Origin of the sequence: Streptomyces sp. NPDC051576 (assembly GCF_040681835.1) — a bacterium.
Taxonomy (GTDB): domain Bacteria; phylum Actinomycetota; class Actinomycetes; order Streptomycetales; family Streptomycetaceae; genus Streptomyces.
This window is the reverse complement of the sequence record NZ_JBFAZO010000005.1, coordinates 159648-176881: the sequence shown is the minus strand read 5'-3', so window position 1 is coordinate 176881 and position 17234 is coordinate 159648. Positions and strand designations below refer to the sequence as shown.

At 71.2% G+C, this 17234-nt stretch carries 14 protein-coding genes and 1 pseudogene; 12 read left to right on the top strand and 3 right to left on the bottom strand.

Features of this window, described 5'->3' with window-relative positions; translation table 11 throughout:
- The first annotated feature begins 404 nt into the window (after nt 1-404).
- From AB0M63_RS18130 to pflA, 4 genes and pseudogenes are all read left to right on the top strand, one after another.
- A pseudogene (locus AB0M63_RS18130) lies at nt 405-1339 on the top strand (universal stress protein).
- 200 nt (nt 1340-1539) lie between these two features.
- Entirely contained in the window at nt 1540-2463 is a 924-nt protein-coding gene (locus AB0M63_RS18125) for a carbamate kinase (RefSeq protein WP_366020064.1), read from the top strand.
- Nucleotides 2464-2616: 153 nt separating this feature from the next.
- The gene (pflB, locus tag AB0M63_RS18120) at nt 2617-4875 is read left to right on the top strand and encodes a formate C-acetyltransferase (protein WP_366020063.1); all 2259 of its coding nucleotides are present in this window, start codon (nt 2617-2619) and stop codon (nt 4873-4875) included.
- Between the two features lie 5 nt (nt 4876-4880).
- Nucleotides 4881-5609: a pyruvate formate-lyase-activating protein gene (gene pflA, locus AB0M63_RS18115; protein WP_355901653.1), complete on the top strand. Its 729-nt coding sequence runs from the start codon at nt 4881-4883 to the stop codon at nt 5607-5609.
- On the opposite strand, the gene sulP is transcribed toward pflA, so the two are convergent.
- Complete coding sequence (gene sulP / locus AB0M63_RS18110; protein ID WP_366020062.1) at nt 5603-7318, bottom strand: sulfate permease; 1716 nt, start codon at nt 7316-7318, stop codon at nt 5603-5605. The two genes, pflA and sulP, sit on opposite strands and share 7 nt — an antisense overlap.
- A 228-nt stretch (nt 7319-7546) precedes the next feature.
- Between sulP and AB0M63_RS18105 the strand changes: the two genes are divergently transcribed.
- The 8 genes from AB0M63_RS18105 (at nt 7547) to AB0M63_RS18070 (ending at nt 15906) form a co-directional block, all read left to right on the top strand.
- Entirely contained in the window at nt 7547-8176 is a 630-nt protein-coding gene (locus AB0M63_RS18105; protein WP_355901651.1) for a hypothetical protein, read from the top strand.
- Nucleotides 8177-8325: 149 nt separating this feature from the next.
- Complete coding sequence (locus AB0M63_RS18100; RefSeq protein ID WP_355901650.1) at nt 8326-9231, top strand: universal stress protein; 906 nt, start codon at nt 8326-8328, stop codon at nt 9229-9231.
- Between the two features lie 23 nt (nt 9232-9254).
- On the top strand, nt 9255-10277 hold the full coding sequence (gene adhP, locus AB0M63_RS18095; RefSeq protein WP_366020061.1) for an alcohol dehydrogenase AdhP: 1023 nt from the start codon (nt 9255-9257) through the stop codon (nt 10275-10277).
- 5 nt (nt 10278-10282) lie between these two features.
- The gene (locus AB0M63_RS18090; RefSeq protein WP_366020060.1) at nt 10283-11155 is read left to right on the top strand and encodes a universal stress protein; all 873 of its coding nucleotides are present in this window, start codon (nt 10283-10285) and stop codon (nt 11153-11155) included.
- A 51-nt stretch (nt 11156-11206) separates the two neighbouring features.
- Nucleotides 11207-13597, top strand: a complete 2391-nt coding sequence (locus AB0M63_RS18085; RefSeq protein ID WP_366020059.1) for a phosphoketolase family protein — start codon at nt 11207-11209, stop codon at nt 13595-13597.
- A gap of 31 nt (nt 13598-13628) precedes the next feature.
- Nucleotides 13629-14642 carry a type I glyceraldehyde-3-phosphate dehydrogenase gene (gap, locus tag AB0M63_RS18080; RefSeq protein ID WP_366020058.1) on the top strand — a complete coding sequence of 338 codons (1014 nt, stop codon included), beginning with the start codon at nt 13629-13631 and terminating at the stop codon, nt 14640-14642.
- Between the two features lie 18 nt (nt 14643-14660).
- Entirely contained in the window at nt 14661-15392 is a 732-nt protein-coding gene (locus AB0M63_RS18075; RefSeq protein ID WP_366020057.1) for a CBS domain-containing protein, read from the top strand.
- Between the two features lie 16 nt (nt 15393-15408).
- A complete protein-coding gene (locus AB0M63_RS18070) occupies nt 15409-15906 on the top strand; it encodes a flavodoxin domain-containing protein (protein WP_366020056.1) in 498 nt (165 codons plus the stop codon).
- Between the two features lie 14 nt (nt 15907-15920).
- Here AB0M63_RS18070 and AB0M63_RS18065 read toward each other — a convergent pair whose 3' ends face one another.
- The gene (locus AB0M63_RS18065) at nt 15921-16424 is read right to left on the bottom strand and encodes a universal stress protein (RefSeq protein ID WP_355901643.1); all 504 of its coding nucleotides are present in this window, start codon (nt 16422-16424) and stop codon (nt 15921-15923) included.
- Nucleotides 16425-16496: 72 nt separating this feature from the next.
- Nucleotides 16497-17075 (bottom strand): hypothetical protein, encoded by a 579-nt coding sequence (locus AB0M63_RS18060; protein WP_366020055.1) that lies wholly within the window; start codon nt 17073-17075, stop codon nt 16497-16499.
- Between the last annotated feature and the right edge of the window lie 159 nt (nt 17076-17234).

Sequence of the window (17234 nt, the reverse complement as noted above, 5' to 3'; positions counted from 1 at the left end):
GGGGCCGAACGGACCTCTCCGCCGGGCCGACCCGCCCTGAGCGGGTGCCGAGGTCCGGCGGTCTCGCGTGTGCCGGGACGTGGTCGGTGGCTCGCCGGGAGGGCGAGGGGGCAGGCGACGCCCATCCGGGCGGGTGTCCCGCCCAGCCTGACCGCCTCGCGGGGGCAGACGGCTGCCGGTCCGCCGACCCGCGCGGTCGGGCCTGCCGGACGGGTCGTTCGTCCGCCGTCCGGTCTCCGCCGGTCCGTCGTCACCAGCTACAGCCACGCGGGACCATGCCCGCCGACTGTCCGACGGGGGAGGGACCGAACGGACCCGGTCGCGGCCCCGGCGGCCCATGTCCGACGACGGGCCCAGGGAAGACGCTGGCACCGACAGCAGTCCGAGCACAGGAGGTGCCCGCCATGTTTCCGCCCGTCATCGTCGGAGTCGACGGATCCGAAGAGAGCCTTGCCGCCGCCTGGGGGCACCTCCCACGCCCTTTAGGCAGTGGGGGAGGGCCGCGCGCGAGGCGGTACGCAGGGACCGGCCGTTGCGTCTCGTGCATGCCTGGAACTGGCATCCCCGCGAGGGAGCCGGTGAACAGGCCACCGCGGCTCAGCGTTATCTGGCCCGGCGCTCCCTCCGCGCGGCCGAGACCCGCATCCAGCGCACCGGCCTCGATGTGAGCCTGGACGACGAGCAGGTCGAGGGGCCGGCGACCGCCGCCCTGCTGAAGTCGGCTGCGCAGGCCGATCTGCTGGTACTCGGCTCACGCGGGCTGAGCGGGTTCACCGGGTTCCTGGTCGGCTCCGTCGCCCTCGGTGTCGTGGCGCGCGCCGAGCGGCCGGTCGTCCTCGTCCGGGCCGGTGAGGAGGCTGCCGACGAGCATCTTCCCGACGTCCGCGGGGGCGCGTCCCTCCTCACCGGATACCGGGAGGTCGTACTCGGCATCGACCTCGCCAACCCCTGCGACGAGGTGATCGAGTTCGCCTTCGCGGAGGCTCTGCGGCGCGGGGCCCGTCTCAAGGTCGTGCACGCCTGGCAGCGGCCTTCCCGCATCGGGCTCGGACCGGGCGAGATCGGCCTGTTGAACGACCCGGAGCGGGCCGAGGAGTGGCTCGGTTTCCTGACCGCCGTCCTGGAGGTGTGGCGCGACAAGTACCCCGGGGTCGAGGTCCTGGAGACCGTCACCGAGGGCCGGCCCGAGTCCGTACTGGTCCGCGCCGCCTCCGGAGCGAGCCTGCTCGTCGTCGGTCGCCACATGACCGAACGTCCGGCAGGACCGCGCACCGGTCCCGTCACCCACGCCGCGATCCACCATGTCGGCTGCCCCGTGGCGGTCGTTCCCCACGTCTGAGAGACGTCCGCGAACAGCCGAAGCCGAAGCCGAAGCCGAAGCCGAAGCCGAAGCCGACGCCGACGCCGACGGTACGGCGGGACCTTCGGGACCCCTGCGGGCCGTTCGGCCACTGCCCGTGACCTGGCACGGCACAGAACCATCGGTGATGCATCGACACCACAAGGCCGTACTCGCCGCCACCCTGGAGGACCGAAGCCATGCGTATCGTCGTCGCCCTCGGAGGCAACGCCCTGCTGCGCCGGGGCGACCGTCCCGACGCCGCCGTCCAGCAGGCCAACGTCGACCGGGTCGTCACCGCCCTCGCCGGCCTCGCCCACGACCACGAACTGGTCATCACCCACGGCAACGGTCCCCAGATCGGCCTCCTCGCCATGGAGAGCGCCGCCGACCCGCAGTTGAGCAGGCCCTATCCGCTGCACATGCTCGGCGCCGAGACCCAGGGCATGATCGGCGCCCTGCTCGCCCGCGACTTCCACAACGCCCTGCCCGGCCGCCGTATCGCCGCCCTGGTCACCCACACCTTCGTACGCGCCGACGATCCGGCCTTCGAGCGGCCCGCCAAGTGCGTCGGCCAGGTCTACGGCGAGGACATCGCCAAGTCCCTCGCCCGTAACCGCGGCTGGACCATGGTGCGTGACGGCAAGGGCTGGCGCCGTGCCGTGCCCTCCCCGAGGCCGGCGAGCATCGTCGAGACGGAGACGGTCCACGAGCTCCTCAACGGCGGCACGCTGGTGATCTGCGCGGGTGGCGGAGGCATCCCCGTCGTCGCCGACCAGGACACCGGGGCGCTCACCGGCGTCGAGGCGGTCGTGGACAAGGACCTCACCGCCGCCCTCCTCGCCGAGGAGATCAAGGCCGACTTCCTGCTCGTCCTCACCGACGTCCCGTGCGTGTACGAGGACTACGGGCTCCCCACGCAGCGGCCCCTCCTCGACGCCACCCCGGCCGAACTGCGCCGCGTCGGCTTCCCGGAGGGCTCCATGGGACCCAAGGCGGAGGCCGCCGCCCGGTTCGTCGAACGGACTGGAGGACTCGCCGCCATCGGGGCACTGGACGCGGCCTACGAGATCGTCCACGGCAGGTCGGGCACGCTGATCCGCCCGGACCTCACGGCCGGTTGAAGGACCGGCGCAGGGGAGCGCATAGGCCGTCCGGCCCCGCCCCGGAGGGCCGGACGGGCCCGCCCGCGGGCACTGCCCGGCACTCCCCGCGACGGCTCACGAACGACAAGCATCGAAGCACAGCACACGCGTGAACACTGGAGGGGAACGGCGATGACCACCACCGTGACAGCTGGCGACCGGGTCTCCGAGGCCTGGCGAGGTTTCGCCGGGACCACCTGGCGCGAGCGCGTCGACGTGCGCGACTTCATCCAGGCCAACCTCTCCCCGTACGAGGGCGACGCCACGTTCCTCAGCGGACCCACCGACCGCACCCGAGCCGTCTGGGAGAAGGTCAGCGCCCTGTTCCCGGAGGAGCGGAGCCGAGGCATCCTGGACGTCGACACCGCCACGCCCGCCACGATCACCTCGCACGCCCCCGGCTACATCGACCGCGAACGGGAGTTGATCGTCGGCCTTCAGACCGACGCCCCGCTGAAGCGCGCGATCATGCCCAACGGCGGTCTGCGCATGGTGGAGAACGGCCTCAGGGCCTACGGCTACGAGCCCGACCCGTTCGTCACCAAGGTCTTCGGGACCTACCGCAAGACCCACAACGACGGTGTCTTCGACGCCTACACACCCGAGATGCGCGCCGCCCGCAAGGCCGGCGTCATCACCGGACTGCCCGACGCCTACGGCCGCGGCCGGATCATCGGCGACTACCGGCGTGTGGCGCTGTACGGCACGGACCGGCTGATCGAGGCCAAGAAGGCCGAGCGGGCCATGCTCGACGGCTGCGCGTCCGTCGCCGAGATCATCCGGGACCGGGAGGAACTCGCCGAACAGACAAGGGCGTTGGGCGAGCTGACCCGGATGGCCGCAACCTACGGCTGCGACGTCTCCCGCCCCGCCGCCACCGCCCACGAGGCCGTCCAGTGGCTCTACCTCGGCTATCTCGCCGCGGTGAAGGAGCAGAACGGCGCCGCGATGTCGCTGGGCCGCACCTCCACCTTCCTCGACGTCTACCTCCAACGCGACCTGGACGAGGGCGTGTTGGACGAGACCGGCGCCCAGGAACTCATCGACGACTTCGTGATCAAGCTGCGCATCGTACGGTTCCTGCGTACCCCCGAGTACGACGCCCTGTTCTCCGGCGACCCGACCTGGGTGACGGAGTCCATCGGCGGCATCGGCATCGACGGCCGCCCGCTGGTCACCCGTACCTCGTTCCGCTTCCTGCAGACCCTCTACAACCTCGGTCCCGCCCCGGAACCCAACCTCACCGTGCTGTGGTCGCCCCGACTGCCCACCGGATTCAAGGAGTTCTGCGCCCAGGTGTCGATCGACACCAGTGCCGTCCAGTACGAGTCCGACGACCTGCTGCGCCCGCGCACCGGCGACGACACCGCGATCGCCTGCTGCGTCTCCGCGATGGCGGTGGGCAGGGAGATGCAGTTCTTCGGCGCCCGGGTCAACCTCGCCAAGGCGCTCCTGTACGCGGTCAACGGCGGCAAGGACGAGATGACCGGCGAACAAGTCGCCCCCGATACACCCCCGTTGACCGGCGAGTACCTCGACTACGACGAACTGTCGGCCGCGTACGACCACGTCCTGGACTGGCTGGCCCGGACCTACGTCAACGCGCTCAACGTCATCCACTACATGCACGACAAGTACGCCTACGAGCGCATCGAGATGGCCCTGCACGACTACCCCGTGCACCGCTTCATGGCCTGCGGCATCGCCGGCCTGTCGGTCGCCGCCGACAGCCTCTCCGCCGTCAAGTACGCCCGGGTGAAGGTGTTCCGGGACGCCGGCGGCCTCGCCGTCGACTTCCGCACCGAGGGCGACTTCCCCGCCTACGGCAACAACGACGACCGAGCCGACAGCATCGCCGTGGGCCTGGTCGAGTCCTTCATGGCCAAGGTGCGGCAGTACCCCACCTACCGCGACGCCGAACACACCCAGTCGGTGCTGACCATCACCTCGAACGTCGTCTACGGCAAGCACACCGGCAACACCCCCGACGGACGCCGCGCCGGACAGCCCTTCGCCCCCGGCGCCAACCCGATGAACGGCCGTGACCGGCACGGAGTCGCCGCCTCCGCCCTGTCGGTCGCCAAACTGCCCTACGAGGAGGCCCGCGACGGCATCTCGCTGACCACGACCATCACCCCGGAAGGCCTCGGACACTGGCCGGAGGAGCGGGCCGGCAACCTGGTGGGCATCCTCGACGCCTACATGGCGTCCGGCGGCTTCCACATGAACGTCAACGTGCTCGACCGCGCCACCCTTCAGGACGCGATGGAGCACCCGGAGAAGTACCCGGACCTCACCATCCGCGTCTCCGGATACGCCGTCAACTTCGTCCGCCTGACCCGCGAGCAGCAACTCGACGTGATCAGCCGCACCTTCCACGGATCGTTGTGAGGGCCATGAGCAGCGGCCGGATCCACTCCTGGGACCTGTCCACCGGCGTGGACGGTCCCGGGACCCGGTTCGTCCTCTTCCTCAGCGGCTGCCCGCTGCGCTGTCTGTACTGCGCCAACCCCGACACCTGGCACATGCGCGACGGCAAGGAGACGACGGTCGACGAGGTGATGGCGGAGATCGAGAAGTACCGGTCCTTCATCACCACGGCAGGCGGGGGAGTGACCCTCACCGGCGGAGAACCCCTGCTCCAGTCCGCCTTCACCGGCGAGGTGCTGCGCCGCTGCAAGGCGGCCGGACTCCACACCGCCCTGGACACCTCCGGCTTCCTCGGCGTACGGGCCACCGACGAACTCCTCTCCCACACGGACCTGGTCCTGCTGGACATCAAGTCCTTCGACCAGGCCGCCTACCGGAAGCTGACCGGCGGCGAACTCACCCCCACCCTCGACTTCGCCACCCGCCTCAACCGCCTCGGCGTCCCGATGTGGATCCGGTACGTCCTGGTCCCCGGCTGGACCGACGACCCACGGCGAGTCGACGCCCTGGCCCACTTCGTCGCGGGCCTCGCCACGGCCGAGCGCGTCGACGTCCTGCCGTTCCACAAGCTCGGCGCCGCGAAGTACGACGCTCTCGGCATCCCCTTCCCGCTGCGCGACAACCCGGTCCCCGCCCCCGCCCTGACCGAGAACGTCCGCGCACGCTTCCGGGCGCACGGCGTCGCGGCCTACTGACCCTCGAGCCAGGTCCGGTACGCCGCCACCGTCGTCGGGAGCGTCGGGAAGATCCGGTCCCTGCCGACCGCGTCCGCGAGACCGTACGCCTCCAAGTCCGCCAGCAGGTCCTGCTTGACCCGGGCGAGGGCGAACTCGATGCCCCGGTCGGTCAGTTCGCGGCGCAGGTCGTCGACCGCGTCGAGGGCGGTGATGTCCACCTCCACGTTGGCCTCGGTGTTGAGGACGAACCAGCGTACCGGGGTGGTCTGTTCGTCGACGGCGGCCAGGGCGCGCCGCCGGAAGTCCTCCGCGTTGGCGAAGAACAGCGGCGAGTCGTAGCGGTAGACCAGCAGACCGGGGATGGTGCGGGCCTGCGGATAGTCGTCCACGTCGTGCATGCCGGCCATGCCGGGGACCAGGCCCTCGACGGCGTCGTGCGGGCGGGCCACCCGGGTCAGCAGCTCGGCCACCGACAGGCCGACGGCCACGAGCACCCCGTACAGGATGTCCAGGGCGAGCACCCCGGCGAGGCAGCCGAGGGCCAGGAACAGTTCCCGGCGGCGGAAGGACGCCAGCTTGCGGAAGCCCGCCAGGTCGATCATGCGGGTCGCCGCGTAGACGACGAGCGCGCCCAGCACGGCCGACGGGGTACGCGTCAGCAGCGGGCTGAGCAGGAGCAGTACGGCGAGCACCACCGCCCCGGCCACCAGGGAGTACGCCTGACTGCGGGCGTTCGCGGAGGAGGCCAGCGCGGTACGGCTGGCGCTGCTGCTCACCGGGAAGCCGTGCAGCACCCCGGCGCCCAGATTGGCCGCGCCCAGGGCGAGGAACTCCTGGTTGGCGTCGAGCCCTGGACCGTCGTCGTCCCGCTCGTGGAACGCCCGGGCGGTGAGAATGAAGTCGGTGTAGGCGACCAGCAGTACACCGAGCGCGGGCAGCACGAGATGTGGCAGCTCGCCGAGGTCGGGGATCGCCAGGCCGGGCAGACCCGACGGGACTTCGCCGATCACCTTGAGCCCGTACCGGCCGTCGAGGTCGAAGACCACCACGGCGGCCGTGCCGAGGACGACGGCCAGGAGTGGGCCGGGCACGGCAGGGACCTGACGGGCCAGGACGAAGAGGAACGCGAGGACGGCGGCGGAGAAGACCACCGTGGGCAGGTGTGCGTCCGTCAAGTGGCCGAGGAACGACCACAGTTGGGGGAAGAACTCCGAGCCGGTCGTCCGGACTCCGGTGAGCTTGGGCAGCTGGTCCACCGTCATGATGAGCGCCACGCCCGTGAGATAGCCGATCAGGACGGGGCGGGAGAGCAGGTCCGCGAGGAAGCCCAGCCGGAGCAACCGGGCCGCCAGGCACAGCAGTCCGACCGTGAGCGCGAGCGCGGCGGCCAGTGACGCGTAGCGTTCGCTGCCGCCGGCCGCGAGCGGGGCGACGACCGTGGCCGTCATGAGAGCGGTCGTGGACTCGGGGCCGACCGACAGCAGCCGCGAGGAGCCGAACAACGCGTACAGCCCGAGGGCCGGCAGGATCGCCCACAGGCCCGTGACCGGTGGCAGTCCGGCGACCCCCGCGTATGCCATGACCTGAGGTACGAGGTACGCGGCCACGGTCAGGCCGGCGAGCAGGTCACCCTTCAGCCATGAGCGCCGGTAGCGGAGAAGGATGCCGAGCCCGGGTGGCGGCCGACGCCACGATCCCCGGTCGTGTCCACTCGTGCCCAGCGTCATGTGCCACCTCTCACGCCCGCTCCCATGATCCGACGGTCCGCGACCACACGCGAGACGTGCGGTCCGCCCCCCTCCGGCACCCGAGCCGCGCCGGTCCCAACAGCCCTTGCGGATAGGGCCGTTCAGCCCCACGGCCACAGACCTTCGGCATCCGGTGGTGCCCGGTGTCCCGGACGAAAGTAAGGGATGTCAAGCAACACCCCTACCGCCCCGAAGGGAATCACGACCATGGCCCTGCACGAGCACCCGCACCGGACCTCCGGCTTCCACCTGCCGTCGTTCCGCAGGAACGGGACCGCCTCCGCATCCGAGGCGGCCGAGTCGGCAGCCATCGACACGCACACCGCGCGGGCCTACGCCTTCGCGTCCCTGCGTCTGCTCACCGGGTTCGTCTTCCTGTGGGCCTTCCTCGACAAGACCTTCGGCCTCGGCTACGCCACCGGCTCCGGCAAGGGCTGGATCGACGGCGGATCGCCGACGAAGGGCTTCCTCGGCTCCGTCGCCGCCGGGCCCATGGAATCCACCTTCCACTCCTGGGCCGGCGACACCTGGGCGGACTGGCTGTTCATGCTCGGTCTGCTGGGCATCGGTGTCGCCCTGATCGCGGGGGTCGCGCTGCGGTTCGCCGCCGTCGCGGGCACCGTGATGATGGCGCTGATGTGGATCGCCGAGTGGCCGCCCGCCAAGCACCTCTCCGACGGCTCGCTGAGCATGTCCAGCAACCCGTTCGCCGACTACCACCTCGTCTACGCCGTCGCCCTGATCGTCCTGGCGGCCGTCGCCGCCGGCGACACCCTGGGCCTCGGCCGGCTCTGGGCGAAGCTGCCGGTCGTCCGCGACCACAGCTGGCTGCGCTGAGCACCACGACGCGGTGGGCCCGTCCGAGGCCCACCGCGCTCCGCCGCGCGCGGGACGGTCGGACCCGATGAGGGACGAGTGGCCCATGCCCGGAGAACCCCCCGAAGACGACGCTGGAATCAGGTTCCTCACCCCAGGAGGTGGAGATCATGCTCGGCACCATCACGACCGGCCTGGACGGATCGCCGGAGAGCCGGACCGCCGCGGAATGGGCGGCCCGAGAGGCGGAACTGCGCGGCCTGTCGCTGAAGATCGTCCACGTCTGGGAGCCGGTCCCCGAGCCGATGGCGCAGGCGCCGCTGGTCGGAGCCGAGACCCAGCAGCACTGGACCGAGAGGATCCCGCGCGAGGCGGCGGAAGGGCTGCGGCTGCGCCACCCCGGCGTCGAGGTGACCAGTGAGCAACTGTCCGGCCACCCCGGCGACGTGCTCGCCGAGGCGGCGAAGGACTCCGAACTGCTCGTCCTCGGCTCACGCGGCCTGGGCGGAATCGGCGGTTTCCTGGTCGGCTCCGTCGGCCTGAGCGCCGTAGCGCACACCGGACGGCCCGTGGTCCTCGTCAGGGCCGGCGAACAGGCCGCCGACGAGCACGAGACGGACCCGGCGGGAACCTCCGCCGCCGCGACGCCCTTCCGGCCCGTCGTCCTGGGCCTGGACGTCGACCACCCCGACGACACGCTGATCGAGTTCGCGTTCCACGCCGCCAGGCTCCGCGCCACCTCCCTGCACGTCGTGCACGGCTGGTTCCCGCCGCCGTACTACGCCTACGGGACGCCCGCGAACCCGCCCCTGCGCGAAGCGCTCGCGCTGAGCGACCAGGAGGCACTCGCCGAGGTGCTGCGCCCCTGGCGGCAGAAGTACCCGGACGTCGAGGTCACCCAGGAGTCCCGCTACGGCAGCGCCGCCGTCCTCCTCGTCGACGCCGCGCGGACCGCCTCCCTCGTGGTCGTCGGCCGGCGCATCCGGCGCAACCCCCTCGGTACCCACATCGGCCCCGTCACGCACGCCGTGCTGCACCACTCCACCGCCCCCGTCGCCGTCGTCCCGCACGGCTGACCCACCTTTCAGGAGAACAGACCATGAAGGCAGCAGTCGTACGAGCATTCGGTGAGCCCCTCGTCATCGAGGACCGTCCCGACCCCGAGCCCGGCCCCGGCCAGGTCCGCGTCCGGGTGGAGGCCTCCGGGCTGTGCCACACCGACATCCACGCGGCGCACGGCGACTGGCCGGTCAAGCCGAACCCGCCCTTCGTCCCCGGACACGAGGGCGTCGGCCTGGTGGAGGCGCTCGGCGAGGGCGTCACCCACCTCTCCCTCGGACAGCGGGTCGCCGTGCCCTGGCTCGGCAAGGCCTGCGGGCGCTGCGAGCACTGCCTCTCCGGCTGGGAGACCCTCTGCGAGCGGCAGATCAACACCGGCTACGGCTGCGACGGCGGCTACGCCGAGAAGATGCTCGCCTGGGCGGACTTCGCGGAGCCGGTGCCCGAGGGCATCACCGCCGTCGACGCCGCCCCGCTGACCTGCGCGGGGGTGACCACGTACAAGGCGCTGAAGGTCGCCGAGGTGAAGCCCACCCAGCTCGTCGCGATCTCGGGCGTCGGCGGGCTCGGCCACCTGGCCGTGCAGTACGCGAAGATCGCCGGCGCCACGGTGGCCGCGATCGACGTCACCGACGAGAAGCTCGAACTCGCCGCCGAACTCGGCGCCGACCTCGTCATCGACGCCCGCAAGGACGACGTCGGCGAGGTCCTCAAGCGGCACGGCGGCGCGCACGCCGCGATCGCCCTCGCCGTCAACGACGCCGCCTTCGAGGCGGTCAACTCCGGTCTGCGGCGCGGCGGCAAGCTGGTCATGGTCGCGCTGCCCGCGCACGGCACGGTCCGCGTCCCGATCTTCGACACCGTCCTGAACGGCACCAGCGTGATCGGCTCGATCGTCGGCACCCGGCAGGACCTCGCCGAGGTGTTCCAACTGCACGCGGCCGGCCGCACCCGGGTCATCTCCGAGACCCGTCCGCTCGACTCCGTCAACGAGTCCATCGACGAAGTCCTGCGCGGCGAGGTCAAGGCCCGGATCGTCTTCGACCTGGGCGCGGGGCGGTGACGACGATGGACCTCCCGATCGTCGTCGGCGTGGACGGCTCCGAACCGAGCATGCGGGCCGTCGACTGGGCGGCCGACGAGGCCGCCCTGCGCGGGGCCCCGCTCCGGCTGGTCTACGCCTCGCTCTGGGAGCGCTACGAGGGTGTCTCACTGACCCGGGACCTGGACGAGCCGTCCGAGCAGATCATGGCCGAGGACATCGTCCGGGTCGCCGCGGAACGCGCACACCTGCGCCAGGCCGGCGTCAAGGTCTCCACCGACGTGCTGCCCGAGGAACCCGAGTACGCGCTGGTGCGGGAGAGCCGTGAGGCCGCCGTGATGGTGCTCGGCACCCGGGGCCGCAGCGGCTTCGTCGAGATGCTGCTCGGCTCGGTCGGCCTGACCGTGGCCGCCCACGCGGCCTGCCCGGTGATCGTGCTCCGCGGCAGCCACGACAACCAGGCCGGTGCCGGACGACACGGCCGTGTCGTCCTGGGCATCGGCGAGCACGGCACGGACTCCGCCGCCCTGCGGTTCGCCGTCCAGGAGGCGAAGCTCCGCCACGCGACCCTGGACACCGTACGCGCCTGGCGGTGCCCGGCCTACGAGACCACCGATCATCCGCTGATGGCCGGCGAACCCGCACGGCTGCACGAACAGCACGCCGTCGAGGTGTTGGCGGACACGCTGAAGGACGCACCGCCGGACGTCGAACTGCGCCGGCGCACGGTGGAGGGCCCGGTCCGCCAGGTGCTCCTGGCAGCCTCGCACGAGGCCGACCTACTGGTGGTCGGTGCCCGCCGCAACCCGGACCACCTCGGACTCCAACTGGGGCGCGTCGCCCATGGGTTGCTGCACCACGCCGCCTGCCCGGTCGCGGTAGTCCCCGAACGGCCCTGACCAGCATTCGCTCACGCCGGCAACACGCCCACGACTCCCGGAGACCCCGCCATGTCCACGGTCGAACATCAGGACACCAACGCACTGTCCGTACTCTCCGACGACGAACTGCGCACCCTGGACGCGCACTGGCGCGCCGCCAACTACCTCGCGGCCGGCCAGATCTACCTGATGTCCAACCCGCTGCTCACCGAGCCCCTGAAGCCCGAGCACATCAAGCCCCGGCTGCTCGGCCACTGGGGCACCTCGCCCGGACTCAACCTCGTGTACACCCACCTCAACCGGGTGATCAAGGCCCGCGGCCTGGACGCGCTGTGCGTGTGGGGGCCGGGACACGGCGGCCCCTCGGTGCTGGCCAACTCCTGGCTGGAGGGCAGCTACAGCGAGACCTACCCGGACGTGCCGCGCGACGGGCAGGGCATGGCGCGGCTCTTCCGCCAGTTCTCCTTCCCCGGCGGCGTGCCCAGCCACGTGGCCCCGGAGACCCCCGGCTCCATCCACGAGGGCGGCGAACTCGGCTACTCGCTCTCCCATGCCTACGGTGCGGCCTTCGACAACCCGGACCTGCTGGTCGCCTGTGTGATCGGCGACGGCGAGGCCGAGACCGGACCGCTGGCCGCCTCCTGGCACTCCAACAAGTTCCTCGACGCCGCACACGACGGCGCGGTCCTGCCGATCCTGCACCTCAACGGCTACAAGATCGCCAACCCGACCGTGCTCTCCCGCCTCCCGGAGTCCGAACTCGACGAGCTGCTGCGGGGATACGGCCACGAGCCGATCCACGTGACCGGCGACGACCCGCTCCAGGTCCACCGGGCCATGGCCGCGGCGATGGACGACGCGCTGGACCGCATCGCCGCGATGCAGCAGAGCGCCCGCGAGGACGGCGTCACCGAGCGCGTGCACTGGCCGATGATCGTCCTGCGCACACCCAAGGGCTGGACCGGCCCCGCCGAGGTCGACGGCGTCCCCGTCGAGGGCACCTGGCGCGCCCACCAGGTCCCGCTGGCCGCCGTACGCGAAAACCCGGAGCATCTACGGCAGTTGGAGGCCTGGCTGCGCTCCTACCGGCCCGACGAGCTCTTCGGCCCGGACGGACGCCCGGTCGCCGATGTGCTCGCCTGCGTCCCCGAAGGAGTCAAGCGGCTCGGCTCCTCCCCGTACGCCAACGGCGGCCTCCTCGTCCGCGACCTGCCCATCCCCCCGCTCGACGACTTCTCGGTCCCCGTCGACAAGCCCGGCACGACCCTCCACGAACCCACCCGAGTCCTCGGCGACCTCCTCGCCCGGGTCATGAAGGACACCGGCCACAGCCGCGACTTCCGGCTGGTCGGCCCCGACGAGACCGCCTCCAACCGTCTCCAGGCCGTCTTCGACGTGAGCGGCAAGGCCTGGCAGGCACAGCACCTCCCGGTGGACGAACACCTCGAACACCACGGCCGGGTGCTGGAGATCCTCTCCGAACACACCTGCCAGGGCTGGCTGGAGGGATACCTGCTCACCGGCCGGCACGGACTGTTCTCCTGCTATGAGGCGTTCGTTCACATCGTCGACTCCATGGTCAACCAGCACATCAAGTGGCTGAAGACATCACGGGAGTTGCCGTGGCGGGCGCCCATCGCCTCCCTCAACTACCTGCTGACCTCGCACGTCTGGCGCCAGGACCACAACGGCTTCTCCCACCAGGACCCCGGCTTCGTCGACCACGTCCTCAACAAGAGCCCCGAGGTCGTACGGGTCTACCTCCCGCCGGACGCCAACACCCTTCTCTCCGTGGCGGATCACGTGCTGCGCAGCCGTGACTACGTCAACGTGGTCGTCGCCGGCAAGCAGCCCTGCTTCGACTGGCTGTCCATGGACCAGGCCCGCGCCCACTGCGCGCGCGGCGCCGGGATCTGGGAGTGGGCGGGCACCGAGAACGGCGGCGAACCCGACGTGGTCCTGGCCTGCGCCGGCGACGTCCCCACCCTGGAGATCCTGGCCGCCGCGCAACTGCTGCGCCGCCACCTCCCGGACCTCGCCGTCCGGGTGGTCAACGTCGTCGACATGACCCGCCTGCTGCCGCGCGAGGAACACCCGCACGGCATGAGCGACTTCGAGTACGACGGCCTCTTCACCCAGGACAAGCCGGTGATCTTCGCCTACCACGGCTACCCCTGGCTGATCCACCGCCTCGCCTACCGCCGCACCGGCCACAAGAACCTGCATGTGCGCGGCTACAAGGAGTCCGGCACCACGACCACGCCGTTCGACATGGTCGTCCGCAACGACCTCGACCGCTACCGCCTGGTCATGGACGTCATCGACCGCGTCCCCGGCCTCGCCGTGCGCGCCGCCGCCGTACGCCAGCAGATGGCCGACGCCCGCACTCGCCACCAGGCCTGGATCCGGGAACACGGCACCGACCTCCCCGAGGTCGCCGACTGGACCTGGAACGCCTGAACACCCTTGCTCCCGAAAGGAGTTCACCACCATGACCGTACGCGTCGGCATCAACGGCTTCGGCCGTATCGGCCGCACCTATCTGCGCGCCGCCCTGGACCGCGCCGAAGCGGGCACCCAGGACGTCGAGGTGGTCGCGATCAACGACATCACCTCACCCGCCACCCTGGCCCATCTGCTGGAGTACGACTCGACGTTCGGCCGCATCGGACGCGACGTCCAGCACGACGACAGCTCCATCACGGTCGACGGGCGACGCATCGCCGTCAGCGCCGAACGTGACCCGGCCGCGCTGCACTGGTCGGACTACGGCGCGGGCATCGTCGTCGAGTCCACCGGCCGCTTCCGCGACCGCGACTCCGCCGCCCTGCACCTGAAGGGCGGCGCCCACACCGTGCTGCTGTCCGCGCCCGGCAAGAACGTCGACGCCACGATCGTGATGGGCGTCAACGACACCTCCTACGACCGGCACCGCGACCGGATCGTCTCCGCCGCCTCCTGCACCACCAACTGCGTCGCCCCGATGGTGAAGGTGCTCGACGACGCCTTCGGCATCGAGCGCGGCGTGATGACCACCATCCACGGCTACACCAACGACCAGTCCCTGCTGGACGGCCCCCACAAGGACCTGCGCCGGGCCCGCTCCGCCGCCCTCAGCATCATCCCCACCAGCACCGGGGCCGCCCGTGCCGTGGGCCTGGTGCTGCCGGAGCTGGCCGGCGCCCTGGACGGGATCGCGGTCCGGGTCCCGGTGGAGGACGGCTCGCTCACCGACCTCGCCGTCGTGCTCACCCGGGAGGCGAGCGCGGACGACATCAACGCCGCGTTCGACGCCGCCGCGCAGGGCCCGCTGAACGGCATCCTGCGCGTCTCCAAGGCCCCGATCGTCTCCCGCGACGTGATCGGCGACCCGTCGTCCTGCGTCTTCGACCCGGCCCTGACCCAGGCCAACGGCACGCTGGCCAAGGTCTTCGGCTGGTACGACAACGAATGGGGCTACACCAACCGCCTCCTGGACCTCACGGCCCTGGTCGCGGACGACTGAACCGGGAAGGGAACAGTCATGAGGTACAACAAGGTCGGCTCCGTGATGACCACGGACGTCGTCCGCGCCGAGATCGGCACACCGTTCAAGGAAGTGGCCCACCTGCTCGCGACCCACCGCATCAGTGGACTGCCGGTGGTCGACGAGGACGACAAGGTGGTCGGCGTCCTGTCCGAGACGGACCTGATGATGCATCAGGCGACCACGCCCGAGCCGTACGAGATCAAGCACGGCAGCGGGCTCGCCGTGCTGACGCCGGGCGCCCGCAGGCAGGCCGCGAAGGGCAGGGCCCGCACGGCCGGCGACCTGATGACCGCGCCGCCCGTCACCGTGCACGCCGACGACACCATCGTCCGGGCCGCCCGCGTCATGGCCCAGCGGCACGTGGAACGGCTCCCCGTCCTCGACGAGGAGGACCGCCTCGTCGGCATCGTCACCCGTCGCGACATCCTCCAGGTCTTCCTGCGGTCCGACGAGGAGATCCGAGACGAGGTGATGAAGGAAGTCCTGGTGCGCACACTGTGGCTGGCGCCGAACAACGTCGACGTCTCCGTGACGGAGGGCGTCGTCACGCTCACCGGTCACATGGAACGCAAGAGCGAGACGGAGATCGCCCGGTCCATGACCCGTCGGCTCGACGGTGTGGTCGACGTGGTCGACGAACTCACCTACCGCCTCGACGACGCCCGCCTGCGCGTCGAGGAACAGGCCCTGCACGGCGTGGCCGACGACTGGCTGCGCCGTATGTGAAGGGAGGCGGATCGCCATGACCGGCCTCGTGTTGGTCACCTTTGGCACGACGAACGGATCGACGGCGCGGATCGCCGAGGCCGTCGCCGACACCCTGCGCAAGGACGGCCTGACCGTCGAGTCGCTTCCGGCCCGGTGCGTGATGACCGTCGCGCCGTACCGCGCGGTGGTGGTCGGTGGCGGTCTGTACGGCGGGCGTTGGCACAAGGACGCACGGCGGTTCGTACGCCGGCACCGCGCCGCACTCGCCAAGCGGTCTGTGTGGTTCTTCAGCAGCGGCCCGCTCGACTCCTCCGCCGCCGAGCGGGACCTCCCGCCCGTGCGGGGCGTGCGCCGGGCCATGGCCCGGCTGCACGTCCGGGAGCACGTCACCTTCGGGGGATGCCTGGAAGCAGGAGCCGAGGGACGGATCGCCGGCATGATCCTCCGCTCCGGCAAAGGCGGCGACTTCCGTGACTTCGACGCGATCGAGGCGTGGGCGGAGCGGGTCGCCGGTGCGCTGGCGGAGCCGTAGGAAGCCGGGCTCGTTCAGGCCGATGCGGTCGGCGTCGGCACCACCGTGACGGGGCACGGGGCCTTGCGCAGAAGGGTCCGTACGACTTCGCCGCACTCCGTACCGGGCTCCTCGCCCACCACGATCAGCGCGGCGTTTCCGGAGTGGTGCAGCAGGGCTTGGGGCGGAGGGAGGAGCAGCACGTCTTCGAGCACCGGGACCTCCGGGTACCTCTCTCGCCACGGACGCAGAGCGTCGGCCAGGAACTGCACCTCCTGGTCCTCCCAGGTCGCACGGTCCGTCTCCGGCACGCCGAAAGGCCACTCGGCGGCAGACGGAGGGAGCGACCAGGCGTGCACGACGTGCAGCAGCGCGCCGCGTGTCCGCGCACTGACGAAGGCGAAGGCGATCGCGGCGTCGGAGGGACGGCGGGCATCCAGTCCGAGGACGATTCTGCCCGAGCGGGGCACGGGCTCGTGTGAGGTGTCACGCAGGTCGTGTGCCGACGGGTCGGTGGTGACAAGTGCCGTTCGTTCCATCGTCGTTCGCCTTTCCGGTACGGCGGACAGGTGCCTCGACAGTTCGGCTCGGACCCCCGGTCCCTGACGTGTTCAGCCGGTCTTGTGACCCCATCGCGGTCCCACCAGATCCCACTCCTGGTCCCACTCCTCCAATCGTCGGCAGTCGAGCCGCCACCGGGCGACCGCCTCGGCACCGAACACCAGACCGGCGAGAGAGATCCCGGCCACGGCACCCAGGAAGGCCGACTCGACGGCCGCCTCCTTGGCGCCGATCGGCGCGATGGTGAGGTGGCCCTCGGCGTCCTGCCAGACCGTGACCTCGGCGCCGGCCTTGAGGCCGGTGTTCACGAGGGTCTGGCCCGTGCGGGTCGAACCGCCGGGTGTCGTCCAGCGAACCGACGCCGCCCGGCGATCGGACGCACCGAGCGCACCGGTGCCGCGCGGGACGTCGTTCAGGATCACCGCCCGCACGGTGTGCCGTTCCGTTCGCTGCCGTGCGAAGGTCTCGTCGGCGGCATGGGCTGTGACCAGACCGGCGACGGTGCCACCCACGGCGACGACCGCCCACGCGGTCAGCATGACCCACGCCTCGACGACGTCATGGTGTCGCCGCAGCGAATTGTTCCGCCACCGCCACAGCAGTCTCCTCGGGTACCCGTTCCTGGGCATCGGCCCGCACCTCCTCGTCGTCGGTGACACTTCTGAAGGTGACAGCCACGACGTGGTCGCGACTTGGGCCGACCAGGTGCCGTCGAGGGGCCGCTCGGGACCAAGTCCGGGGTCGGGCAGGGCCGTTCAGCCCAAGAGGCGACGCGTGACGTTCCGGGT